This is a genomic window from Ensifer oleiphilus (assembly GCF_013371465.1).
Lineage (GTDB): Bacteria > Pseudomonadota > Alphaproteobacteria > Rhizobiales > Rhizobiaceae > Ensifer > Ensifer oleiphilus.
In genome coordinates this window covers 278,124-295,149 of the sequence record NZ_JABWDU010000005.1, presented here as the reverse complement: position 1 = coordinate 295,149, position 17,026 = coordinate 278,124, and the positions used below count along the sequence as shown (strand labels likewise).

The following is a 17,026-nucleotide window of genomic DNA, read 5'->3' as shown; positions in this document are numbered from 1 at the left end:
CGATGAGTGATCTGAAACCGTTTGTCGCCAAAGTCGCCGCCGGCGAGGCACTCAACCGCGAAGACGCACGAGCGGCTTTCGAGATCATCATGTCGGGTGCGGCGACGCCATCGCAGATCGGCGGCTTCCTGATGGCTCTTCGCGTCCGTGGTGAAACCGTCGACGAAATCGTCGGCGCGGTTGCCGCCATGCGCGCCCGCATGCTTCCGGTCGATGCTCCGGCCAATGCCGTCGATATCGTCGGCACTGGTGGCGATGGCGCCGGCACCTACAATATCTCGACCCTCGCCTCGCTGATCGTTGCGGGCGCGGGCGTACCTGTCGCCAAGCATGGCAACCGCGCGCTGAGCTCCAAGTCCGGAACGGCCGACGCGCTGTCCTGCCTTGGCGTCAAGCTCGATATCGGCCCTGAGGCAATTTCGCGCTGCATAAGCGAAGCCGGTGTCGGCTTCATGTTTGCCCAGCAGCATCATTCCGCCATGCGTCATGTCGGCCCGACGCGCGTCGAACTCGGAACCCGCACGATCTTCAACCTGCTCGGCCCGCTCTCCAATCCCGCCGGCGTCAAGCGGCAACTGGTTGGCGTCTACGCGCCGCAATGGGTGCAGCCGCTGGCGGAGGTGCTGCGCGACCTCGGATCCGAAAATGTCTGGGTCGTGCATGGCGAAGGTCTCGACGAGATCACCACCACCGGCACAACGCAGGTTGCCGCTCTTGAAAACGGCAAGATCAGCGCCTTCAACCTCACGCCTGAAGACTTCGGCCTGCAGACGGTCACCCTCGACGCCTTGAAGGGCGGCGACGGCGCCCACAATGCCGTTGCGCTCCAGGCTGTGCTCGATGGCGCTGAAAACGCCTACAGGGACATTTCGCTTGCCAATGCGGCCGCATCGCTGATGATTGCCGGCAAGGCTGCAAATCTTGGTGAAGGCATGACGCTCGCCCGCCAATCGCTCGCAAGCGGCAGTGCCAAGGCAGCGCTGCTGCGCCTGGTCAGCGTTTCGAACGCTGCGTGAGATAGGAAAGCAACATGACGGACATCCTGCGCAAGATCGAAGCCTATAAGCGCGACGAGATCGCCGCGGCCAAATCGCAAACGTCGATCGAAGACCTGAAGGCCCGCATTACCGATCAGTCCGCTCCGCGCGGGTTCCATGCGGCGTTGGCTGCGCGCCAGAAAGAGGGCCGCTTCGGCCTGATCGCCGAAATCAAGAAGGCGAGCCCGTCGAAGGGCCTGATCCGCCCCGATTTCGATCCGCCAGCCCTGGCGAAGGCCTATGAGGCTGGCGGTGCCGCCTGTCTTTCCGTACTGACCGACGGCCCGAGCTTCCAAGGGGCTCCGGCATTTCTTGAGGCTGCCCGTGCGGCCTGCGCGCTTCCGGCCTTGCGCAAGGACTTCATGTTCGACACCTATCAGGTGCTCGAGGCGCGCGCCTGGGGTGCGGACTGCATCCTGCTGATCATGGCTTCGCTCAGCGACGACGACGCCCGGCGCCTGGAGGATTCTGCCTTTTCTCTCGGCATGGACGTTCTCATCGAGGTGCACGACGCCGAAGAGATGGAGCGGGCGCTCAAGCTTGCCTCGCCGCTGGTCGGCATCAACAATCGCAATCTGCGAACATTCGACGTCGATCTCGCCGTTTCAGAACAGCTGGCATCGATGGTTCCGTCCGATCGGCTGCTCGTCGGCGAAAGCGGAATCTTCACCCATGACGACTGCAAGCGCCTGGAATTGAGCGGCATCACAACTTTCCTCGTTGGAGAAAGCCTGATGCGCAAGAGCGATGTCGAGACGGCAACACGCGCACTCCTGACCGGCTCCGAAAGCGTGCTGGCGGCGGAATGATGGGCAAGACCACGCTCACGCACCTCGACAGCAGCGGCGAAGCAAACATGGTCGATGTCGGCGACAAGGCCGAAACCGTGCGCACTGCAACGGCCGAGGGCCACGTGCGCATGCGCCCTGAAACGCTTGCCCTGATTCTTGAAGGCGACGCCAAGAAGGGCGATGTCATCGGCACGGCGCGACTTGCAGGCATCATGGCCGCCAAGCAGACATCTAACCTGATCCCGCTCTGCCACCCGCTGATGCTGAGCAAGGTGTCGGTGGACATTGTGCCGGATCCGGCGCTTCCGGGCTTGCGGGTCGAAGCGCTCGCCAAGCTGACCGGCAAGACCGGCGTCGAGATGGAGGCGCTGACCGCCGTCAGCATCGCCTGCCTGACGATCTACGACATGGCGAAGGCTGCCGACCGGGAGATGGAGATCGGCGGTATCCAGCTCGTCAGCAAATCCGGCGGACGATCGGGCGACTACCAGCGTCGGGGAGCCTGACGGACGATGTCGCTGCTTTCCGTCGAAGATGCGCTTGAAAGGATCCTCGGAAGTGCCAGCCCGCGGCAGGCAATCGAAGAGATCGGCCTGCATGACGGCCTCGGTCGTGTCCTGGCGAAGGATGTCGCTGCGCGCGTCACCCACCCCGCCTTCGACAATTCCGCGATGGATGGTTATGCCGTGCGTCACGAAGATGTCAGCGCCGTCGGCGCCGAACTCGGCGTCATCGGCCAATCCGCTGCAGGCCATGGCTTCGGTGGGGAAGTAAAGGCCGGGCAGGCCGTTCGCATCTTTACCGGAGCGCCGCTTCCTGTGGGCGCCGATACCGTCATTATCCAGGAAGACACCGAGCAGCTTGCGGATAGCAGAATTCGCACCTCGTTTGCACCCGGCAAGGGGCGGCATATCAGGTTGTCCGGCCAGGATTTTGCAGCCGGCGAGACGGTGTTGCATGCGGGCGACGTGCTGGATGCCGGCCGGCTGACTGTCGCCGCCGGCATGAACCATGCGACCCTGCCGGTCTTCAAGAAGCCTTTGATAGCGATACTTGCCACCGGTGACGAATTGCTAACACCCGGCAGCGTACCCGGCGCCGATCAGATCATAGCCTCCAATACCTTCGGTGTTGCTGCCATCGCGCGCGACAATGGGGCCGATGTCCTCGACCTCGGCATCGTCCCGGACAACAGCCGGGCGATTTCAACGGCCGTAGAACAGGCAAGGCTCGCGGAAGCTGACGTACTCGTCACCCTTGGCGGCGCCTCCGTCGGCGATCATGATCTCGTTCAGTCGACATTGCTTGCAAACGGTATGACACTCGATTTCTGGCGCATCGCCATGCGGCCCGGAAAGCCCCTGATGGTCGGGCAGCTCGACGGCATGGCTGTGCTCGGCCTGCCCGGCAATCCTGTGTCCAGCCTCGTTTGCGCGCTCCTATTTCTCGAGCCCCTGACCCGAAAGCTGGCGAGCCTGGCGGCGCGCGACCGTCTTACCACCGCCCGCCTCGCCTCGCCCTTGCCTGCCAACGACAAGCGCCAGGACTATGTGCGTGCGCGGCTTTCGAAAGATGGGCACGGTTCCCTTTTGGCCCATCCCTTCCCGCGGCAGGATTCGTCGATGATGAAGGTGTTCGCACAGTCCGATTGCCTGATCGTTCGCGCGCCGAACGCCGAAGAGGCGCCCGCAGGCTCGCGCTGCCAGGTCCTCCGGCTCAGATAGCTCCGTCTGCGCGGTCGCACGACATGTTGCATGCACTCGACGCGCCGGACATCGTATTCATTGCAGCGCATCGGACACAAGGAATATTTGTGGCGGGATTGTCATATGCCCGACACAGTAACTCTTTAATAACGCAATTATTCAATCATCGCTCAAGGCGAATGACTACGGATGTACTAGCAGGCGCCGTGATGATTTGAGGGAAAGGTCGGGTATTGCCCGACCTTTTGCTTTTTCAGCCTATCCGCTTTTCCCGAACGACGACTGCATCAGCCATAACGCCAGTAACAAATGTCTGGCCCGCGACGCCCAAGCGGCGCCGCGTCCTCATCGGCACATCAGGCAGCGGTGCTCTCGCAGCGGCTGACGAGGATCTTGTCAATGCGACGGGAATCCATGTCGATCACCTCGAAGCGATATCCATGGGCAATCGCGATATCGCCCTCTTCCGGCGTCTTGCGCAGCTGCTGAACCAGAAAGCCCGCTATCGTTTCAAAGTTTCCGTCGGCATCGATGCCTTCGATGCCGATGGTCAGGTGGATTTCATCGATCGGCGTGCGTCCGTCGACCAGGTAGGTGCCATCCTCGCGCTGGCGGATCAGCGCATGCTCCAGATCGTCATAGTTCGATGGCAAAACGCCGACGATCGCCTCGAGGATATCAGCGATGGTGATGATGCCTTCGGTGCTGCCGTATTCGTCGACGATCATCGCCATGTTGATGCTTGACGACTTGAAGGCATCGAGCGCCTTCAGGCAGGACGCTGTTTCCGGCAGAGTGTGGATCTCGCGCACATATTTGCGCACGTCGAGCGGAACCGACGTCGGCGCGTTAAGGATTTCCTTGGCCAGAACCGCGCCGATAACGTCGCCACTCGGTCCGTCGACGACGGGATAACGGGAGTGACCATATTGGCGGATCTTCTCGCCGATGGTCTCCAGGCTGTCGTTGATGTCGATGAAGCTCATCTCGGTGCGGTGCGTCATGATCGACTTCACGTTGCGGTCGCCGAGGCGGATGATGCGGCGAAGCATCTCGTGCTCCGACTTTTCGATCGCACCGCTTTCCACGCCCTCAGCCATGATCGCGTGAACTTCCTCTTCGGTCACATGGTCCGGGTCATCGGGGCGGATGCCGAGCAGACGCATCATCAGGGCAGCGGAGGTTTCGAAGAGATAGACGACCGGCGCCACGATGCGCGACAAAAGCGTCATCGGCCGGGCGACGAACATCGCGAAGCCCTCCGAATTCTTCAGTGCCAGCTGCTTGGGGATCAACTCGCCGATAACGACGGAGAGGAATGTGATCAGTGTGACCACGATCGCGACGGCGACCGGATGGCCGTAGGGGTTGATCCAGGCGATGCTGTCGAAGAACGGCGCGAACTTGGCTGCGATGGTCGCGCCACCATAGGCGCCGGCGAGCGTGCCGACCAAAGTGATGCCCACCTGGACGGTGGAAAGAAACTTGCCGGGATCTTCCGCCAGCTTCAGTGCCGCATCGGCGCGGAGATTTCCCTGTTTTGCCATCTGGCGAAGCAATGGCTTGCTTGCCGAGACGATTGCCATTTCCGAGAGAGCAAAAAATGCGTTGATCAAAAGCAGGACGAAAATGACAAAAAATTCGGACATGGTCTCCAGGTCACCGTTGACGAAAAGTCGCCCAATCGAGAGCGACCGTTCACCAAATAAGGCCAGCGGACGATCCGAGCAAGCGCAAGTCTCGAAATCCGTGTCACCAAATGCGCTTCACCCGTATTTCGCGAGGAAATACCCGGCCTAAGTCGCTTCTTTTAGACACACCGGCTCAGCTTTCGCTCGACCGGAGGGCACCACGCACGCGCTCGCGTCCGATCTTGATGACATTTTCCATGGCAGCACGCGCGCCCGCTTCGTCGCGGCGGCCGATTTCTTCGACGATCCGGATGTGATTGCGAGCGACTTCGTCGACGCCACCCTTTTCGGCAACCGGAGAACTCAGCTTGAAGATGCCGACGAGCGCCGCCTCGATCAGGCCGCCGACGGTGCGCATGAACGGATTTCCTGAAGCCTCGGCGATCGACAGATGAAATTTCAGGTCGGCATAGGCAAGGCTTTCCGCCGTGTGGCCGGCTTCGCCCATGGCCACGGCCAGGCGCATCATGCGGCTGATCTCGGCGTCGGACGCGTTCCTTGCCGCAAGGGCCGCTGCATGCGGTTCGAAGGCCAGACGCACTTCGCTCAGATGGTAGAGGAACGCCTCGTCCACGCCGCATTCGAAATGCCAGGTCAGGATATCGTTGTCGAAGAGGTTCCAGTCGTTTCGGGGCGTGACGCGCGTGCCGATGCGGGCGCGCGGAACGACGAGGCCCTTGGCGGCAAGCGTCTTCATGGCTTCGCGAAGAACCGTGCGCGACACCTTGAAGCGCGCTGCAAGCTCCGGATCTCCAGGCAAGATCGATCCGATCGGGAACTCGCCTGAAACGATCGCCTTGCCGAGATGGTCGACCACATGCGCATGACTGGTGCGCTTCCGCGTCCCGGAAAGGACCGTCTCCAGCAAACTCCTGTTCAACCCACCTCCTCCAGGCACTCCCTTGCCTGACAGCGCCGGATGCGGCGCCTCAACATGCGGTTCGCCGTCAATCCCCTCATCCCCGAGAACTGGACGGGCGGGCACCTAAACGGCCAACCGATTCCTCAGAGCATTACACGAAATGCAGGCAGGCTGCACTAGTGTTGAAATCGGCCCTCACGACCATGAATTGCATCAGTCTCCGCGAGGAGAACAACACCAGTTCACAGTTGCAGACGGGCCGCCGCGGGGTCTCGCGTTCAGCCGACGAGAACGACAAACCCCGCCTTGGCGGCGGGGTTTGCACTTAGTCTCGATCTTACGATCGGGTTTACTTCGGCAGCTGATCGTCGACGCCTTCGACGTAGAAGTTCATGCCCAGCAGCGTACCGTCATCCGACGATGCGCCCGCCGCCAGCCACTCGCTGCCGTCCTGCTTCTTCAGAGGACCAGTGAACGGCTTCAGCTCGCCGGACTTGATCTTGGCCTCGGTCTCCTCGGCCAGCTTCTTCACGTCGTCAGGCATGTTGGTGTATGGCGCCATCGTCAGGATGCCATCCTTCAGGCCGTCCCAGCTCGACGTGGTTTCCCACTTGCCATCCAGGAAGGCCTGCGTGCGCTTGATGTAGTATGCGCCCCAGGTATCGACGATCGCGGTGAGCTGGGTCTTCGGACCGGCGGCAATCATGTCCGAAGCCTGGCCGAAGGCCTTGATACCGCGCTCCGCGGCAACCTGCATCGGCGCAGTCGTGTCGGTGTGCTGGGTCAGGATATCGACGCCCTGGTCGACGAGCGCCTTGGCGGCATCGGCTTCCTTGCCCGGGTCAAACCAGGTATTCGCCCATACGACCTTGATCTTGAAGTCGGGGTTGACCGAGCGCGCGCCGATGACGAAGGAATTGATGCCCATGACCACTTCAGGGATAGGGAACGACGCGATGTAACCGGCAACGCCCTTTTCGGACATCTTGGCGGCAATCACGCCCTGGATGTAGCGGCCTTCATAGAAGCGACTGTTGTAGGTCGCGACGTTCGGCGCGGTCTTGTAGCCGGTTGCGTGTTCGAACTTCACGTCCGGGAACTTCTGGGCGATCTTGATCGTTGCGTCCATGAAGCCGAAGGACGTCGTGTAGATCAGACCACAGCCGGAACGGGCCAGACGCTCGATCGCACGCTCGGCATCCGGGCCTTCCGGAACGCTTTCGAGGAACTGCGTCTCGATCTTGTCACCGAGCGCCTTTTCCAGCTCCAGACGGCCGATATCGTGTGCCTGGGTCCAGCCGCCGTCGGTCTTCGAACCGACATAGACGAAGCAGACCTTGGCCTTTTCCTGGGCGGCGGCAGCACTGGCAAAGCCGATGACGGCGGCTGTGCTTGCGAGAGCGAGCAGTAGTTTTTTCATTTTCTTGACCTCTGTCGGTTTGAGAAACGTCCGTCTGGATTGTTATTGTCACCGATCTGGCACAAACGGCTTACCGAGCGATGCCGGCGTGTTGATCAGGGTCGTGCGCCGGTTATGTGAAATGAGAATGAGGACGATGATCGTCGCGAGATAGGGAAGCGACGACAGAAGCTGCGAGGGAATGCCGAGACCGAAGGCCTGCGCGTGAAGCTGGCTGATGGATACGGCGCCGAAGAGGTAACCACCGGCGATGAGCCGCCACGGACGCCATGACGAAAACACCACCAGCGCAAGCGCGATCCAGCCGCGCCCGGCCGACATGTTCTCCACCCACTGCGGCGTGTAGACGAGCGACAGCTGAGCGCCCGCCAGGCCTGCACAGGCGCCACCGAACATCACCGCGAGATAGCGCGTCCTGATGACGTTGACGCCAAGGGCATGGGCCGACGCATGGCTGTCCCCGACGGCGCGCAGCTTCAGGCCGGCCCGGCTTTTGAACAGGAACCAGTGCACACCAGCGACCAGCGCGATCGACAGATAGAAAATGATGTCCTGCCGGAACAGCAGTGGCCCAATGACCGGGATATCCGCCAGCACCGGGATGGCGATCGGCTGCAATTTGATGCCCTGTATGCCGAGGAAACTCTCGCCGAGCATGCCTGAAGCACCGAGGCCAAGCAGCGTCAGCGCCAGACCCGTCGCCACCTGGTTGGCAACAAGCGTCAGGGTCAGGAATGCAAAGAGCTGGGAGAACACGGCGCCGCAGGCGATGCCGGCCAATATCCCGAGATAGGGCGAACCGGTGATCTGGGTGGCGGCAAAGGCGCTGACGGCGCCCATGACCATCATGCCTTCGACACCGAGGTTGAGCACGCCGGAGCGTTCCGTGACCAGCTCGCCGAGAGCGGCAATGACGAGCGGCGTCGCGGCGGTGATGACGCTCAGCAATATGGCTTCGACAATGCCCATCAGCGGCTCCCGTCCAGATCTGACGCAGTGAACCGGTACCAAACCAGCCGGATGCGATAGTGAATGAGCGTGTCGCAGGAGAGCACGAAGAACAGGAGCAGGCCCTGGAAAACGCGGGTAACCTTGTCCGAAACGCCGAGCGACAGCTGGGCCGCCTCACCGCCAAGATAGGTCAGCGCCAGAACGAGACCGGCAGCAATAATGCCAAGTGGATTGAGGCGGCCGAGAAACGCCACGATGATCGCCGTGAAGCCATAACCGGGCGAGATCACCGGGCGCAACTGCTGGATCGCGCCGCTGACTTCGGAAATACCGGCAAGACCGGCAAGCGCACCAGACAAAAGCATCGAAAACCAGATCATCCGCCGGGACGAGAAGCCGGCAAAGCGCCCTGCCCGCTCGGACTGGCCGAGAACCGAGATCTCGAAACCCTTCAGCGTGTAGCGCATCATGAACCAGACGAGGATCGCCGCGATGATAGCGAAGGCAAAGCCCCAGTGCGTGCGCCCCGATGCGATCATTTCCGGCAGGATTGCATCCGCCGCAAAGGTGCGCGTCTCCGGAAAGTTCATGCCACCCGGGTTGCGCCAGGGTCCACGCACGAGCCAATCGAGAAACAGCTGGGCGACATAGACCAGCATCAGGCTCGTCAGGATCTCGTTGGTATTCATGTGCGCCTTGAGGAAGGCGGGAATGGCGGCAAACAGCGCGCCACCCAGCATGCCCATCAGCATCATCAGCGGCAGCACCAGAGGCGACTGCCAGTCGTAGAACACAACCGGCAGGATGGAGCCGGCGATAGCCCCCATGATGAACTGCCCTTCGGCGCCGATATTCCAGTTGTTCGACCGGAAACAGACGGAGAGGCCGACGGCGATCAGGATCAGCGGTGCGGCCTTGATCGCCAGTTCATGCAGCGACCAGACCTCGCTCAAAGGCTCGACGAAGAAGCTGTAGAGCGCTGTGACCGGGTTCTTGCCGAGAAGCGCAAACATGATGCCGCCGAAGATGATCATCAGCAGGAAGGCGATAAACGGAGACAGGATCGAAAACAGCGTCGAAATCTTGGCCCGTTTTTCCAGTTCAATGCGCATGCACAGCCCCCGTGCCTTCCGTCTTGCCGTACATGCCGCCCATCAGCAGACCGATCTTTTCACGCGAAAGCTCGCGTGCCGGATAGGGATCGGAGAGCCGCCCTTCGCTGATTACCGCGATTTCGGTTGCCACCTCGAAGATCTCATCGAGATCCTGGCTGATCACCAGCACCGCGGACCCTGCCTTGGCGAGGTCGACGAGCGCCTGCCGGATCCGACTGGCAGCCCCTGCATCCACCCCCCAGGTCGGCTGGTTGACGATCAGCACTGCCGGCTGGCGGTCGAGTTCACGACCAACGATGAATTTCTGCAGGTTACCGCCCGAAAGCGAACCTGCCGGTGGGTCTTCCCCGCTCTTGCGCACGTCCATCGCTTCGGAGATGCGCTTGGTCGCCGTGGCGACCGCGTCTCGGCGGATGATTTTGAGGAACCCGCCACCGAGAAAGGCTTTGGCATCGGATCGGCTTCGGGCCAGCAAGAGATTGTCGGAGAGCGGCATGGCCGAAACGGCGGCATGACCGTGACGCTCTTCCGGAACGAAACCGGCGCCCATCAGCCGTCGCGCATTGATGTTCCTGTTACCAACCGGCTTCTGCCTGATCTGGACGGCCGCATCGTCGGCAACCGGGTATTCACCGGAAAGCGCATCGAAAAGCTCGCCCTGGCCGTTGCCCGCCACCCCGGCAATCGCCAGCACTTCACCGGCACGCACCTTGAGACAGATGTTCTTGAGAGAGACGGCGAATGGCGTGCGTGCGGACACGGAAAGATGCCGCGCCTCCAGCTGCACGTCACCCTTGGTGCTGGTTCCTTCGGCGGTAACGGCCGCTACGTCGCTTCCGACCATCATGCGCGCCAAAGACGCCGGCGTCTCGGCCTTCGGGTCGCAAGCACCTGTGACCTTGCCATGGCGAAGCACGGTTGCGCGGTCGCAGATGCGCTGCACTTCCTCCAGCCGGTGGCTGATGTAGAGGACCGAGCGTCCTTCCGCCTTGAGCTTGTTGAGGGTCTCGAACAAGCGATCGGCTTCCTGCGGCGTCAGCACCGAGGTCGGCTCGTCGAGAATGATCAGGCGCGGGTTCTGCAACAGTGCACGGACGATCTCGATGCGCTGGCGCTCGCCGACGGAAAGATCGGCCACGTGCGCCTTCGGATCGAGTGGCAGGCCATAGGCGTGGGACAGACGCGAAGCTTCTTCAGCGACCTTCGCGAGCGATATGTTGCCGTCCATCGACAGGGCGATGTTCTCAGCGACGGTCAAGGCTTCGAACAGCGAAAAATGCTGAAAGACCATGCCGATGCCGAGCTTGCGCGCGGCCGCGGGGCTAGCAATGCGCACACTGCGCCCCTGCCACACGATCTCGCCCGCCGTCGGTGCGAGGACGCCGAACAGCATCTTCACCAGCGTCGATTTTCCGGCGCCGTTTTCGCCGAGAAGGGCGTGAATTTCGCCCTGGTCTATCTGCAGGTTGATGTCATTGCAGGCTGCAAACGAGCCGAACAATTTCGTCAGGTTGCTCACAGTCAACAACGGACTGTTCGCAGTTGCTCCCTCAACAGGCACGCTGCCCTCTTTTCCCCTCTGTCGATCCCCGTCCGCCTTAAGGCCTCGATCAAGGAATCAGCAGTGTTGTTCCACTCGTTTTTCTTGTCTCCAGATCCGTATGCGCGCGACCGGCGTCTGCAAGCGGATAAGTCTGATTTATATTGATACGCACTTTGTTGCTTTGCACAATATCAAAGAGGGACTTTGCACACGCTTCAAGCGCAGGTCGCGTCGACACATAACCGAAGAGTGTCGGACGCGTCGCAAATAGCGATCCCTTCTGCGCCAGAATGCCAATGCTGAAGGCATCGACCGGCCCGGACGAGTTGCCGAAGCTCACCCAAAGGCCGCGCGATTTCAGGCAATCGAGCGAGGCAGGATAGGTATCCTTGCCGACCGAATCATAAACGACATCGACACCCCTGCCGTCGGTCAGTTCCTTGACCCGGGCGACGAAATCGTCGGTGCGGTAATTGATGACGTGGTCGTAGCCATGGGCAAGCGCCAGATCGATCTTTTCCTGAGATCCGGCCGTGCCGATGACGGTTGCGCCGAGGGCCTTTGCCCACTGGCCGGCAATCAAGCCGACGCCGCCGGCGGCCGCATGGAAGAGCAACGTCGTTTCCGGGCCTACCTGGAAGGTCTGGTTGAGCAGATATTGCGCGGTCATGCCCTTGAGCATCATCGCAGCTGCCGTCTCGAGCGAGATGCCGTCAGGCACCTTGACCAGTTGCGAGGCTTCGACGTTGCGTTCGCTGGAATAGGCGCCATCCGAGGAAGCATAGGCCACCCGATCGCCGACGCCCAAAAGGCTGACGCCATCACCAACAGCCGTCACGATCCCAGCCCCTTCCTTGCCGGGAATAAAGGGCAGGCCCGAGGCGGACTTGTAGAGCCCGGTGCGGAAATAGACGTCGATGAAGTTGAGCCCGACAGCCACCTGGCGGATCTGCACTTCGCCCGGCCCCGGCGGCGAGAGCGTCACGCCCTCCAGCTTCAGGACTTCAGGTCCACCGAGTTCGCGTACGACAATTGCCTGTGCCATCGAGGAGCTCCTAGGTCCGGCCGAGCTTGGGGAAGATCTGCAGGACGAAACCGATCACGTAGAGATAGATGCCTGTTGCAAGAACACCGGTCACCACCCAGGCCGGCGTCACGAAATGCAGCAGCAGCGCGTACATGCTGAGCGCCGACCAGACAAAAAAGACGCCGAGATTGAGCGCCCGCAGCCGCTGGACGCGCACCGGATGCAGGAAGTTGATCGGCAGGAAGGTCAGCACAACCGACACGAAAACGACGATAGAGGCGGTCAATTCGCTCGCCTGGACAACGAAGAGCGTAAAGACCACCATGTTCCAGACGACAGGAAAGCCCGAGAAGAAATACTCGTCGGTCTTCATGCCCATGTCGGCGTAGTAGATCGCGCTCGAGACAACGATCGCACCCGCGGCCACGAAGGACCACGGCTCGCCGATCATGCCGCTCTGATAGAGCGCAAAAGCCGGCAAGAGCACGTAGGTGACATAGTCGATGACGTTGTCGAGCGTGTCGCCAGACCAATTGGGCAGCACTTCCTTGACCCGCACCTTCCGGGCGATCGGACCGTCGATACCGTCCACTAGCAAGGCCAGGCCCAGCCACCAGAACATATCGACGAAGCGGTGTTCGGCCGCAGCAACGACGCCGAGAAATGCGAGAAACGACCCGGAAGCGGTCAGTATGTGCACGGAGAAGGCGCGAATCTCAGCGTAAGGGACTCTTTTATAGTTGAAAAACTTCATCTGCGAACGCCGCCTATCCCCTTGTGCACTTCGCCAGACGGGGCTGTGACCCCACCCCAACCGCTTTGGCGGCGCATTGCGCGTAATATGCACCCTTTGCAACGTATCGCCAGCAAAATTCAAGCAATCACTTTGTCCGGTGAAGATTGTTCTGTGGACACTTCCAAATTGCTTCTGCGCTGATTCAACCCATTTATTTCGCACTTGCCGAGGACTAGAAGTAAGATCGAGATGAAAGCAGCAGGCGCTTTATGGCGCGAGCAAAAGGGTTCTTCCCATCATGGAACATTACGACATTGCCGTCGTCGGCGCCGGTCTCGCGGGTTCCCTGGCAGCGATCGCGCTTGCCGAGGCTGGCTACCGCGTTGCGCTGATCGGGCCGGAGCCCGTATCGTCCGACGGACGGACGACCGCGCTGATGGACCAGTCGATCGAGTATCTGAAGAAGCTGAGCCTCTGGGACAAGGTTCAGCCGCTGACGGCGCCGCTGTCGACGATGCGCATTCTTGATGGCACCAACCGTCTGCTGCGCGCGCCGACCGTGAACTTTCGTGCCTCGGAAGTGGGACTTGCGGCTTTCGGCTATAACATTCCAAATGCCCCCTTCCTCGATATCCTGCGCCAGCGCGCCTCCGAAACAGCAACGCTCGACCGCCTGACGATGTCGGCGGTCGATTTCGACCTCTCCGACGAGAAGGCGCGGGTTTCGCTGGATGACGGACGCGATATCACGGCCGATCTGCTCGTCGGCGCCGATGGTCGCCGTTCGCCGGTGCGCGAAGCGGCCAAGATCGCCGTCAGCACCTGGTCCTATCCGCAGACCGCCGTCGTCCTCAACTTTGCGCACGAACTTCCGCACCAGGACACGTCGACCGAATTTCACACCGAGAGCGGCCCCTTCACCCAGGTGCCCCTGCCCGGCAATCGCTCGAGCCTCGTCTGGGTGCGCAAGCCCGAAGATGCCGCAAACACCCTGGCGCTCGACCTCCCCACACTGTCTCGCGCCGTCGAAGACCGGATGCAGTCGATCTTCGGCAAGGTCACCGTCGAGGCTGCGCCGCAATCCTTCCCTCTATCCGGCATGAGCGCCCATCGCTTCGGCAAGGGCCGCGTCGCGCTTGTCGGCGAAGCGGCGCACGCGTTCCCGCCGATCGGCGCCCAGGGCCTCAACTTGAGCCTTCGCGATGCAATGACGCTGGTCGATCTGATCGGTGCAAAAACGGACGACAATCTTCCGGGTGATATCGGCGACAGATTCGACAGCCGTCGCCGCCCCGACATCCTCAGCCGCACGGCCAGCGTCGACCTCCTCAACCGGTCGCTGCTGTCGGGCTTCCTGCCGATACAGGCGCTGCGCGCCGTCGGGCTGCACATCCTCTCGGCTGCAGGACCGCTGCGCAGCCTCTTGATGCGCGAAGGCGTGCACCCGGGCAGCGCGTTGCACGCACTGAAGGACGGCCTACGGGAAAAGATCGGCCGGAAGAGCGCCTGAGCGGATCAGATAGAGCAGCCCGGTCACGGTTGCGACCGAAAGAAGCGTGGTGATCAGGATCGTCGCCGAGGCACGCTCCTGCCAGACACCATACTGATGGCCGATGACAAAGACGTTGGTCGCGGTCGGCAAGGCTGCCAGAAGGACGGCCGTCTGCACCCAGACCGGATCATAGCTGCCCGTCAGGCTGAGCGCCGTGAACACCAATACCGGGTGCAGGATCAGCTTGGCCGGCACGATATATCCGATCTCCACCGGGATGCGCTTGACTGGCCGCAGCGCCAGCGTGACACCCATGGCAAACAGCGCACAAGGGGCTGCCGCCTGCGCCAGATAGTCGATCAAGCGCTGCACGGGCAACGGCGGCTGGGCGGCGAAGAATGCCGCCACCACGCCGGCGAGCGTCGACAGAATGAATGGGTGCAGGATGATCTTGCGGGCAATCCCGACAGCGAGCGCCGCGGGATTTTGCTTTCGCCCGCCCGAAAGCGCCATCATCGCCGGCGCCACGGTGAAATGCGCCGCATTTTCGAAGCAGAAGATCAGCGCCACCGGCACCGCCGCGGCGTCGCCCAGCGCCAGCAAGGCAAGCCCAGGTCCCATGTAACCAATATTGCCATAGGCGGCCGCGAAGCCCTGGATGGTCGCTTCGCCGACGGAGTTGCGCCGAACGTAAAGGCCGACAATAAAGATCAGCGAAAAGACGACGTAGGTCGCGCCGACGCTCGTCAGGATGAAATCGGCGCGCGTCAGCTGTTCGATCGGCGTTCGCGACACCAGCTTGAAGAACAACGCCGGCAAAGCGAGATAGATGATGAAGGTGTTCAGCCACCCCATCGCCTCGCCGGGATGCTCGACGAAACGGGCAGTGAGATAACCGAGAAAAATCAGCCCGAAGAACGGCAGTACCAGACCAGCAATTTCCGTCATGCCACTCCCCGACCACGCGCATGCGATCCGCTGAGCGGGAACAGATCCCCACCCAGTGCCCAGCCGCTGCGACAGGCGCCGTTCAAGCGCAACGTTCGCGCTGCCGCGCAATTGGGCCCATTCAACCCAATAGCATCAACCCGATCGATTCCCATAGGTTGAGCCGCAATCGGCAAAGGCGATCCCGGTAAGCGGTCCGGCTTAGCCGATCTTCATCAGAATCGGGAAGGTCTGCTGGAACCAGATGGCGACGGAGCTGATGAAGCCGAACAGAAAGGCCAGGCCCGCCAGAACCAGTAGCGCGCCCATCAGCTTTTCGACGAGGCCCAGATGGCGGCGGAACCGCAGGAGAAAGCGCATGAACGCACCGGAGAAACCGGCCGCAATCCAGAACGGTATCGCAAGTCCGAGAGAATAAACCGCCAGGAGCATGGCGCCGTCCGTGACCGTGTCGCGTGCAGCTGCAACGCCGAGGATCGTGCCGAGCACCGGGCCAATGCATGGCGTCCAGCCGAAGGCGAAGGCAAGGCCCATGATATAGGCGCCCGACAGCGTCGCCGGCTTGCCTCCACCTTGGAACCGCGCCTCGCGCGCAAGCAGGCCGATCTTGAACACGCCGAGGAAATGCAGCCCCATGATGATGATCACCACGCCGCCAATGCGCGACAGGAGATCCATGTGCTGGCGCAAGAGCAGGCCGATCGAGGATGCGCCGGCACCAAGCGACACGAACACGGTCGCGAAACCGAGCGTGAACAGAAGCGCCGCAGGCAGAACGGCGCGCCTTGTGCTGCGCGCCGAAACCGCCTCGCCGCTTCGAAACTGATCGACCGAAACACCCGCCATATAGCAGAGATAGGGCGGCACAAGCGGCAGGACACAGGGCGAAAGGAAGGACAGAGCGCCAGCGAGAATGGCGGTCCAGATCGAAATATCGGCAATCGACAACGGCAAGAACTCCGGCATGCGGTATTTGGGCCATTCCATAGCCGCATGACCCCGACGATACCAATCACCTTTTGGCGATCATTGCGCCATGCACCATTTCTTCACGAAAGCCGAAATTTTTGGGTTGACCGGCGGGAAGCTCAAGTGCATATGTCCGCCCACTTCCGCCGGGCTCAACCGCCGCGGCCAGGGAGCGCGTAGCTCAGCCGGTAGAGCAACTGACTTTTAATCAGTAGGTCCAGGGTTCGAATCCCTGCGCGCTCACCACTTAAATCTTATTCCCATTGAATTATCTGCGTTTTTTCGACTTTCTTACCCGACCTTTTGCGACTTTTCCGACATTCAACTCTTTGTCGGATGAACGAACAGGCGACCGAGCCCCTCCGAGATGACCTTGCCTGAATTGCTCTGCATTCGGGTGGCACGGTGATGCGCAAGGATCGTGGCGATCGCATCCAACTTCCATACGCGACCGATCTTGGCGCCCAGCGGCTCGTTGCTCTCGATCCTGCTGCTCCGGAACCAACCTGCGAGATGATGTTCAGGGTGTTATGTTCACGCGCAGCGAATGCCGGCTGACCGCACTGATCTTCGGCAGCGTAGCGTCGGCGAGTGCTGACGCCGCCAGCGGACATTCCAGCGTTCCCCCGCATGAGACCGCGCGCCGAATCCCTTCACGAATCGCCACTATCGACAATTACGCGCATTACGTAGATGCTGCGTTACGTAGCGTGAATGCAAAGACTCCCATCGAGATAG

Annotated in this window: 15 protein-coding genes and 1 tRNA gene; 6 read left to right on the top strand and 10 right to left on the bottom strand. The window is 61.3% G+C overall.

Translation table 11 applies throughout. The annotated features are described in order from the left end of the window. Window positions 1–2 precede the first annotated feature (2 nt). Genes trpD through HT585_RS21050 form a run of 4 tightly spaced genes read left to right on the top strand, consistent with a single transcriptional unit; the run spans window position 3 to window position 3,552 of the window. The gene (gene trpD, locus HT585_RS21065; protein WP_176354784.1) at window positions 3–1,016 is read left to right on the top strand and encodes an anthranilate phosphoribosyltransferase; all 1,014 of its coding nucleotides are present in this window, start codon (window positions 3–5) and stop codon (window positions 1,014–1,016) included. A 14-nt stretch (window positions 1,017–1,030) separates the two neighbouring features. Next, window positions 1,031–1,846, top strand: a complete 816-nt coding sequence (gene trpC, locus HT585_RS21060) for an indole-3-glycerol phosphate synthase TrpC (RefSeq protein WP_176354783.1) — start codon at window positions 1,031–1,033, stop codon at window positions 1,844–1,846. Further along, complete coding sequence (moaC, locus tag HT585_RS21055; RefSeq protein ID WP_176354845.1) at window positions 1,846–2,334, top strand: cyclic pyranopterin monophosphate synthase MoaC; 489 nt, start codon at window positions 1,846–1,848, stop codon at window positions 2,332–2,334. The genes trpC and moaC overlap by 1 nt, the downstream gene beginning before the upstream one ends. Before the next feature lie 6 nt (window positions 2,335–2,340). Then, on the top strand, window positions 2,341–3,552 hold the full coding sequence (locus HT585_RS21050) for a molybdopterin molybdotransferase MoeA (RefSeq protein WP_176354782.1): 1,212 nt from the start codon (window positions 2,341–2,343) through the stop codon (window positions 3,550–3,552). Between the two features lie 338 nt (window positions 3,553–3,890). Here the strand turns inward: HT585_RS21050 and HT585_RS21045 are convergent, their stop codons facing one another. The 8 genes from HT585_RS21045 to pcsA all read right to left on the bottom strand — a co-directional run bounded on the left by HT585_RS21045 (window position 3,891) and on the right by pcsA (window position 12,897). Then, complete coding sequence (locus tag HT585_RS21045) at window positions 3,891–5,183, bottom strand: hemolysin family protein (protein WP_176354781.1); 1,293 nt, start codon at window positions 5,181–5,183, stop codon at window positions 3,891–3,893. A gap of 175 nt (window positions 5,184–5,358) precedes the next feature. After that, window positions 5,359–6,105: a FadR/GntR family transcriptional regulator gene (locus tag HT585_RS21040; protein WP_176354780.1), complete on the bottom strand. Its 747-nt coding sequence runs from the start codon at window positions 6,103–6,105 to the stop codon at window positions 5,359–5,361. 331 nt (window positions 6,106–6,436) lie between these two features. Further along, window positions 6,437–7,507, bottom strand: a complete 1,071-nt coding sequence (locus HT585_RS21035; RefSeq protein ID WP_176354779.1) for a BMP family ABC transporter substrate-binding protein — start codon at window positions 7,505–7,507, stop codon at window positions 6,437–6,439. A gap of 48 nt (window positions 7,508–7,555) precedes the next feature. Next, window positions 7,556–8,476 carry an ABC transporter permease gene (locus HT585_RS21030; protein WP_176354778.1) on the bottom strand — a complete coding sequence of 307 codons (921 nt, stop codon included), beginning with the start codon at window positions 8,474–8,476 and terminating at the stop codon, window positions 7,556–7,558. Further along, the gene (locus HT585_RS21025; RefSeq protein WP_176354777.1) at window positions 8,476–9,570 is read right to left on the bottom strand and encodes an ABC transporter permease; all 1,095 of its coding nucleotides are present in this window, start codon (window positions 9,568–9,570) and stop codon (window positions 8,476–8,478) included. Before HT585_RS21025 ends, HT585_RS21030 begins: the two co-directional genes overlap by 1 nt. Next, the gene (locus HT585_RS21020) at window positions 9,560–11,134 is read right to left on the bottom strand and encodes an ATP-binding cassette domain-containing protein (RefSeq protein WP_176354776.1); all 1,575 of its coding nucleotides are present in this window, start codon (window positions 11,132–11,134) and stop codon (window positions 9,560–9,562) included. The genes HT585_RS21025 and HT585_RS21020 overlap by 11 nt, the downstream gene beginning before the upstream one ends. A 49-nt stretch (window positions 11,135–11,183) precedes the next feature. After that, on the bottom strand, window positions 11,184–12,161 hold the full coding sequence (locus HT585_RS21015; protein WP_176354775.1) for a quinone oxidoreductase family protein: 978 nt from the start codon (window positions 12,159–12,161) through the stop codon (window positions 11,184–11,186). Window positions 12,162–12,171: 10 nt separating this feature from the next. Next, window positions 12,172–12,897, bottom strand: coding sequence for a phosphatidylcholine synthase (gene pcsA / locus HT585_RS21010; protein ID WP_176354774.1), 726 nt, complete (start codon window positions 12,895–12,897; stop codon window positions 12,172–12,174). Between the two features lie 280 nt (window positions 12,898–13,177). Here pcsA and HT585_RS21005 point away from each other — a divergent pair, with 280 nt between their 5' ends. Continuing rightward, window positions 13,178–14,389 (top strand): UbiH/UbiF family hydroxylase, encoded by a 1,212-nt coding sequence (locus HT585_RS21005; RefSeq protein ID WP_176354773.1) that lies wholly within the window; start codon window positions 13,178–13,180, stop codon window positions 14,387–14,389. Here HT585_RS21005 and HT585_RS21000 read toward each other — a convergent pair. Continuing rightward, window positions 14,357–15,319, bottom strand: coding sequence for an AEC family transporter (locus tag HT585_RS21000; RefSeq protein ID WP_176354772.1), 963 nt, complete (start codon window positions 15,317–15,319; stop codon window positions 14,357–14,359). The two genes, HT585_RS21005 and HT585_RS21000, sit on opposite strands and share 33 nt — an antisense overlap. Window positions 15,320–15,520: 201 nt before the next feature. Beyond that, on the bottom strand, window positions 15,521–16,267 hold the full coding sequence (locus HT585_RS20995) for a cytochrome c biogenesis CcdA family protein (protein ID WP_053247663.1): 747 nt from the start codon (window positions 16,265–16,267) through the stop codon (window positions 15,521–15,523). Window positions 16,268–16,458: 191 nt separating this feature from the next. On the opposite strand from HT585_RS20995, the gene HT585_RS20990 reads away from it, so the two are divergent. Further along, window positions 16,459–16,534, top strand: a tRNA-Lys gene (locus HT585_RS20990). The last annotated feature ends 492 nt before the right edge of the window (window positions 16,535–17,026 follow it).

What these genes read in the sequence shown, in the direction of transcription:
- HT585_RS21015 (WP_176354775.1), bottom strand. Translation starts at nt 12,161, where the DNA reads ATGGCACAGGCAATTGTCGTACGCGAACTCGGTGGACCTGAAGTCCTG.
- HT585_RS21025 (WP_176354777.1), bottom strand. Translation starts at nt 9,570, where the DNA reads ATGCGCATTGAACTGGAAAAACGGGCCAAGATTTCGACGCTGTTTTCG.
- HT585_RS21045 (WP_176354781.1), bottom strand. Translation starts at nt 5,183, where the DNA reads ATGTCCGAATTTTTTGTCATTTTCGTCCTGCTTTTGATCAACGCATTT.
- HT585_RS21030 (WP_176354778.1), bottom strand. Translation starts at nt 8,476, where the DNA reads ATGGGCATTGTCGAAGCCATATTGCTGAGCGTCATCACCGCCGCGACG.
- HT585_RS21000 (WP_176354772.1), bottom strand. Translation starts at nt 15,319, where the DNA reads ATGACGGAAATTGCTGGTCTGGTACTGCCGTTCTTCGGGCTGATTTTT.
- moaC (WP_176354845.1), top strand. Translation starts at nt 1,846, where the DNA reads ATGGGCAAGACCACGCTCACGCACCTCGACAGCAGCGGCGAAGCAAAC.
- trpD (WP_176354784.1), top strand. Translation starts at nt 3, where the DNA reads ATGAGTGATCTGAAACCGTTTGTCGCCAAAGTCGCCGCCGGCGAGGCA.
- HT585_RS21005 (WP_176354773.1), top strand. Translation starts at nt 13,178, where the DNA reads ATGGAACATTACGACATTGCCGTCGTCGGCGCCGGTCTCGCGGGTTCC.
- pcsA (WP_176354774.1), bottom strand. Translation starts at nt 12,897, where the DNA reads ATGAAGTTTTTCAACTATAAAAGAGTCCCTTACGCTGAGATTCGCGCC.
- trpC (WP_176354783.1), top strand. Translation starts at nt 1,031, where the DNA reads ATGACGGACATCCTGCGCAAGATCGAAGCCTATAAGCGCGACGAGATC.
- HT585_RS21050 (WP_176354782.1), top strand. Translation starts at nt 2,341, where the DNA reads ATGTCGCTGCTTTCCGTCGAAGATGCGCTTGAAAGGATCCTCGGAAGT.
- HT585_RS21035 (WP_176354779.1), bottom strand. Translation starts at nt 7,507, where the DNA reads ATGAAAAAACTACTGCTCGCTCTCGCAAGCACAGCCGCCGTCATCGGC.